We start from the raw sequence: 6252 nt of genomic DNA, 5'->3' as shown, positions 1-6252 counted from the left end.
GCGACGTGCAGGCCACGCTGCGCGAGGAGGGGCGCGGCGCCAGCGAGGGGCGGCGGGCGCGCGCGCTGCGCGGGCTGCTGGTGGCGGGGCAGATCGCGCTGTGCGTGTCGCTGCTCGCCGGCGCGGGGCTGCTCACGCGCAGCCTGGTGGCGATGACGCGGGCGCCGCTCGGTTTCGAGCCGCGCCGCCTGCTGGCGGCCAGCGTGCAGCTGCCGAGCGCGGGGTACGGGAGCAGCGAGGCGCGCGTGCGCTTCATCGAGGAGTTCGAGGCGCGGCTGCGCGCGCTGCCGGGCGTGCAGGCGGTGGCGACGGCGGGCGACGTGCCGACGCGCGCGGGCGGGCGCAACGGCGTGCTCCCCGAGGGCGCGCCCCCGCCGGGCGCCGGCGAGTCGATGCCGCTGGCGCTGCACTACACGGTGAGCGACGGCTACTTCACCGTCGCCGGGATCCCGCTGCGGCGCGGGCGCACCTTCGGCCCCGAGGACCGCGTCGGCGGCCCCGCGGTGATCATCGTGAGCGAGGGGCTCGCGCGCCGCTTCTGGCCCGGCGGCGACGCGATCGGCCGCCGCCTCAAGCTCGGTCCCAACCCGGCCGACCCGGCGTTCACCGTGATCGGCGTGGTCGGCGACGTGGCCAACGACCCCGCGAAGCTGGCGCCCGACCTGGCGACGTACATGCCGATGCGCCAGCAGCCGTGGAACGGCCCGGTGTTCCTGCTGCGCACGTCGGGCGACGCGGCGCCGCTGGCGGGCGCGGTGCGGCGCGCGCTGGCGCAGCAGGACCGCCTGCTGCCGCTGCGCGAGGCGCTCCCGATGGACGCCATCATCGCCGACGGGCTCTCGGGGCGCCGGCTGCCGGTGGTGCTGATGTCGGCGTTCGGCGCGCTGGCGCTCGTGCTGGCGTCGGTGGGCGTCTACGCGATGTTCGCGGCCATGGCGGCGGCGCGCGAGCGCGAGTTCGGCGTCCGCGTGGCGCTCGGCGCCCGGCCGTCGGGGATCGCGGCGCTTGTGCTGCGCCAGGGCGGCGCGTGGATGGCGCTCGGCCTCGCCGGCGGCGCGCTCGGCGTGGTGCTCGTGTCGCGCCTCGTCCGCGGGCTGCTCTACGGGGTCGGCGCGTTCGACCCGCTGGCGCTCGGCACCGCGGTGGCGCTGCTGGTGCTGTGCGCGGCCGTGGCGCTGGCGGCGCCGGTGCGGCGGGCCACGCGCGTCGCGCCGATCACGGCGCTGCGGTGAACTGCAGACAGGATTGACAGGAAACCGGGGGAAGGACTCGAGGCTGAAGTCTCTCCCCCGGTTTCCTGTCAATCCTGTCTGCCGTTCATCACGCGAAGAGCTTCTCCCGCGCCGCGTCCGCCAGCCCCGCCAGCGCGGGGTGCGTGATGCGCCGCTGCGCCGAGACGGCGTAGAAGGTCTCGCGCACCTCGTCGAGCCGCCCGATCACGCGCACGCCGTACTGCCGGCGGATCTCGGCCTCGATCGCGGTCGGGCCGGCGAACAGGCCGCCGCCCGCCTGGCCGAAGGTCTTGAGCAGCGCGCTGTCGGCGAACTCCGCCTCGACCCGCGGCTGCACGCCGTGCGTGGCGAACCACTGGTCGAGCGCGCGGCGCAGCGGGACGTGCGCGCCCGGGAGGAGGAAGGGCGCGCCCTCGAGCGACTGCGGGAACCGCCGCCGGTGGCGCTCCGCCAGCGCGGGGACGCCGAACACCGTCGTCCCCGTCTCGCCGAGCACGTGGCTGTACACGCGCCCGGGCGCCGACGCCGGCGGCGGGGCGTCACTGATCAGCAGCTCGATCTCGTGCGCCGCCAGCTCGGCCAGCAGCCGCTCGGGCGTCCCCTCGTGGCAGACCAGCTGCGGCGGGTCGGGGACGCGGCGCACCACCTCGAGCAGCCGGTACGCGACCAGCTTCGGCACCGACTCCGCCACGCCGACGACGAGCCGCGGCGGGCGCCCCGAAGGCCGCCCGCGCAGCACGTCCTGGAACTCGCGCCCGAGCGCGAAGATCTCCTCGGCGTAGCGGTACGCCACGCGCCCCGCGTCGGTGAGCGCGAGGCGGCGCCCGCGCTTCTCGAACAGCCGCTCGCCGAGGGCGCGCTCCAGCGCGCGCACCTGCGCGCTCACCGTGGGCTGCGTGAGGTGCAGCGTCTCGGCCGCGCGCGCCACCCCGCCCTCGCGGGCGACCGTGTAAAAGTAGAGCAGGTGGTGGTAGTTGAGCCAGGACACGGGCGCCGGGGAAAGGATAGAGAAAAGCTATCCGCGTCGTCGAAACATTCAAATTGTGCGCGGCGGCCGCCCCCGCTTCGTTCCCTCCATGCGCCCCCACGCCGCCCCCGTCGACCGGCTGCTGCGGCTCCTCGCCGAGGAGCGCGGCGAGATCGGGCTGGTCTACCTGCACGCGGCGCTCGCCGGGCTGCTCGGGCTCGCGCTCCCCGTGGGCGTGCAGGCCATCATCGGGCTGGTGGGCGGCGGGATGCTGCTGCAGCCGGTGGTGATCCTCATCGCCGCCGTCGTCGCCGGGACCGCGCTCGCCGGGTGGGTGCAGGTGCTGCAGCTCGCCGCCGTCGAGCGGCTCCAGCAGCGGGTGTTCGCGCGGCTGTCGCTCGACTGGGGCGCGCGCCTCCCGCGGATCCGTCCGGAAGCGCTGGGCGGGCACGACCTCGCCGAGACGGTCAACCGCTTCTTCGAGGTGGTGATCATCCAGAAGAGCCTCGCCAAGCTGCTCACCGAGGCGGCGGCGGCGCTGCTGGCGGTGCTCTTCGGGCTGCTCCTGCTGACGCTCTACCACCCCTCGCTCTCGCTCGCCGGCGCGCTGCTGCTGGCGCTGCTCGGCGTGTCGCTGCGGCTCTCGGGGCGCGGCGGGCTCGCGACCAGCCTGGAGGAGTCGGCGGCCAAGTACCGCGTCGCGCACTGGCTGCAGGAACTGGCGCGGCGCCTCGGGACCTTCCGCGCCGCGGGCGACGTGCCGATGCCGCTCGCGCGCGCCGACGCCGAGGTCGCGTCGTACCTGCGCGCGCGGCAGGCGCACTTCCGCGTGCTCGTCCGGCAGCACGTCGCGACCGTCGTCTTCCGCACCGTGACCACCGGCGCGCTGCTCGTCCTCGGCACCGCGCTGGTCGTCGACCGGCGGATCACGCTCGGCCAGTTCGTGGCGAGCGAGCTGGTGGTCGTGAGCATCCTCGCGGCCGTCGAGAAGCTGACGCTCAGCCTCAGCACCCTCTACGACGTGCTGACGTCGGCCGAGAAGGTGGGGCACGTGGACGACCTGCCGGCGGAGGCCCCGGCGCCCGGCGTGCTCCCCGCCCCGCCCGCGCCCCGCGGCAGCGCGGTCGAGGCGCGCGGGCTCACGTACGCGTATCCCGGCGCGCCCGCGCCGGCGGTCGCCGACGTGGCGCTGCGCGTCGCGCCGGGGGAGCGGGTGGCGATCACCGGCGCCGAGGGCTCGGGGGAGTCCACGCTGCTGGCGCTGCTGGCGGGGCTGCGCCCGGGGTTCGAGGGGGCGCTGACGATCGACGGCGTGTCGGCGCGCGACCTCGACGCCGAGGCGTTGCGCCGGCGCGTGGGGTACGTCGAGCAGGACCCGCACCTCTTCGACGGGACGCTCGCCGAGAACGTGAGCGTCGGCCGCGCGCACGTGGGCGACGCCGAGGTGCGGCGCGCGATCGAGCTGGCGGGGCTGGCCGACGACGCGGCGGCGCTGCCGCGGGGGCTGCGCACCCCGGTCGGCGCGGGCGCGGCGCTCCCGTCGCACGTCGCGCGCAAGCTCGCGCTGGCGCGCGCGGTCGCCGGCGGCCCGTCGCTGCTGCTGTTCGACGAGTTCTTCCACCACCTGGAGCCGGTGTTCAAGCGCGAGCTGCTGGAGCGCCTGCTGCGCCGCGACGCGGGGTGGACGGTGGTGGCCGTCTCCCACGACCCGGTGTACCTCGCGGCCTGCGACCGCATCTACGTGCTCGCCGAGGGGCGCGTCGCGCGCGAGGGGACGTTCGAGTCGCTGCTGGCCGACGCCGGCTTCGCCGCGCGCATGAAGGCGCAGAGCGACCGGCTCATCGCCGCGGGGTGAGCGCCGTGGCCGACGCCCGCGACGCGGAGACGGACCTCCGAACCGACCTCCACCCGGCGCCGGCCGCGCGGCTCGCCGGGCTGCACGCGGTCCCGGCGGGGATCGCGCTCGAGTCGACGCGCCTGCTGGCGAAGCCGCGCGCGCGCCGCACGCTGCGCCGCACCGTCGCGGGGCTGCTGCTCGCGGCCGCGGGCGCGCTCCTCCTGCCGTGGCAGCAGAGCGTGCACGCGCGCGGCGAGCTGACCGCGCTCGGCCCCGCCGACCGCCCGCAGGCGGTGCCGGCGGTGATCGGCGGGCGCATCGAGCGGTGGTTCGTCGCCGAGGGGCAGTACGTCGCGCGCGGCACGCCGCTGGTGCGGCTGGCGGAGGTGAAGCAGGAGTACCTCGACCCGGCGACGCTCGACCGCTACCGCGAGCAGCTCGACGCCAAGCGCGCGGCGGTCGGCGCCAAGCGCGACAAGGCGGCGGCCCTCGGCGAGCAGCTGGCGGCGCTGGAGCAGGGGCTCGCGCTCGGGCTGGAGAAGGCGCGCAACTCGGTGGCGCTGTACGCGGCGGCGGTGGACGCGGCGGCGGCCGACTCGGCGGTCGCGGCCGACCAGCTCGGGCGGCGCGACGCGCTGCACCGCGACGGGCTGGCGTCGCTCAACGACCTGCAGGCGGCGCGGCTCCGCGCGCAGCAGGCGACGGCGCGGCTGGTCGAGAAGCGGCAGGAGCTGGCCAGCGCCCAGGTGGGGCTGCGCGCCGTGCGCGCGGAGTACGCCGACAAGCTCGCGAAGACGCGCGCCGACCGCGCCGCCACGCTCGCCGAGGTGAGCGAGGGGGCCGCGGAGGCGTCGAAGCTGCGCAACGCGGCCGACGCGCTCGCCGCGCGCGCCGCGCTGTACACGGTGGCGGCGCCGCAGGACGGCTACGTCGTGCAGGCGCTGCGCGCCGGCGTGGGGGAGCAGGTGAAGGAGGGGGAGGCCGTCGTCACGATCATGCCGGGGCGCCCGCGGCAGGCGGTCGCGCTGCACGTGACCGGCACGGACGTCCCACTCCTGAGCCCCGGGCGGAAGGTGCGGCTGCAGTTCGACGGCTTCCCCGCCCTGCAGTTCTCGGGGTGGCCGGCGGCGGCGGTGGGGACGTTCGGCGGCGAGATCGCCGTCGTCGACCAGGTCGCGGGGCCGGACGGCCGCTACCGCGTGCTGGTGCGCCCCGACACGACCGACGCGCCGTGGCCCGCGCCGCTGCGCCAGGGCTCGGGGGTGCTCGGGTGGGCGATGCTCGACGAGGTGCGGCTCGGCTACGAGCTGTGGCGGCGCCTGAACGGCTTCCCGCCCGCGCTGCGCCAGGCGCCCGCCGACGCGGCCGGGGGGAAGCAGTGAGCGCGCGCGCGATCGGCCTCGTCGCGCTCGCGCTGCTCGTCGTGGCGCCCGCGGCGCGCGCGCAGGACGCGACGGCGGGGGGCGCGGCGCCGGCGGTGTCGTTCGACGCGTACTCGGCGCGGGTGCGCGCCCACCACCCCGTGGCGCGGCAGGCGGCGCTGGCGGCCGACCAGGCGCGCGCCGAGCAGCAGGTGGCGCGCGGCGCGTTCGACCCGGTGCTGTCGGCGGCGTGGGACCGCAAGACGTTCGGCGCCACCGAGTACTACGACTACGCGACCGCCAAGCTCACCGTGCCGACGCCGCTCGGCGCCGACGTGGTGCTCGGGTACGAGCGCGCCGACGGGCGCTACGTCAGCCCCGACCGGCGCACGCCGGGGGCGGGGCTGGTCACCGCGGGGGTGACGATCCCCGTCGGCCAGCGGCTGCTCACCGACGAGCGGCGCACGGCGCTCGCCGTCGCGCGCGCGCTCCGCACCGCGGCCGACGCCGACCGCGAGGCGGCGGTGCTCAAGCTCGTGGTGACGGCGGCGAAGGACTACGCGGGGTGGTACGAGGCGTCGCGCCGCGCCGCGATCGCCGCCGAGGGGCTGGGGCTCGCCGAGTTCCGGCTGGAGGCGGTGCGGCGGCGCGTGCGCGCGGGCGAGTCGGCGGCGATCGACACGGTGGAGGCGGCGCTCGAGGTGCAGCGGCGCGCGGTGCAGCGGGCGGAGGCGGAGCAGGCGGCGTACTCGGCGCGGCTCCTCGCCGAGGCGCACCTGTGGGACGCGCGCGGCGCGCCGACCGCGATCCCCGCCGGCGCGGCGACCGCGTTCGCCCGCGGCGCCCCGCCCGCGG

Annotated in this window: 5 protein-coding genes; 4 read left to right on the top strand and 1 reads right to left on the bottom strand. The window is 77.4% G+C overall.

What is annotated here, in order from left to right:
• A partial coding sequence (locus tag PYV61_RS19350; RefSeq protein ID WP_275834673.1) for an ABC transporter permease occupies positions 1-1232 on the top strand: 1232 nt, incomplete at its 5' end.
• 88 nt (positions 1233-1320) lie between these two features.
• Here the strand turns inward: PYV61_RS19350 and PYV61_RS19345 are convergent.
• A complete protein-coding gene (locus tag PYV61_RS19345; protein WP_275834670.1) occupies positions 1321-2220 on the bottom strand; it encodes a LysR family transcriptional regulator in 900 nt (299 codons plus the stop codon).
• 88 nt (positions 2221-2308) lie between these two features.
• On the opposite strand from PYV61_RS19345, the gene PYV61_RS19340 reads away from it, so the two are divergent.
• From PYV61_RS19340 to PYV61_RS19330, 3 genes are all read left to right on the top strand, one after another.
• Positions 2309-4054: an ATP-binding cassette domain-containing protein gene (locus PYV61_RS19340; protein ID WP_275834668.1), complete on the top strand. Its 1746-nt coding sequence runs from the start codon at positions 2309-2311 to the stop codon at positions 4052-4054.
• A gap of 5 nt (positions 4055-4059) precedes the next feature.
• Positions 4060-5418: an HlyD family efflux transporter periplasmic adaptor subunit gene (locus PYV61_RS19335; protein WP_275834666.1), complete on the top strand. Its 1359-nt coding sequence runs from the start codon at positions 4060-4062 to the stop codon at positions 5416-5418.
• On the top strand, positions 5415-6252 hold an 838-nt coding region (locus PYV61_RS19330; RefSeq protein ID WP_275834664.1), incomplete at its 3' end, for a TolC family protein. The genes PYV61_RS19335 and PYV61_RS19330, both read left to right, overlap by 4 nt.

Source organism: Roseisolibacter sp. H3M3-2 (genome assembly GCF_029211165.1).
In the GTDB taxonomy this organism is placed as follows: domain Bacteria; phylum Gemmatimonadota; class Gemmatimonadetes; order Gemmatimonadales; family Gemmatimonadaceae; genus Roseisolibacter.
The sequence above is the reverse complement of the archived record's forward strand: the minus strand, read 5'-3'. Positions and strand labels throughout refer to the sequence as shown.

Coding starts and splice junctions, on each gene's coding strand:
- PYV61_RS19340 (WP_275834668.1), top strand. CDS start 2,309: ATGCGCCCCCACGCCGCCCCCGTCGACCGGCTGCTGCGGCTCCTCGCC.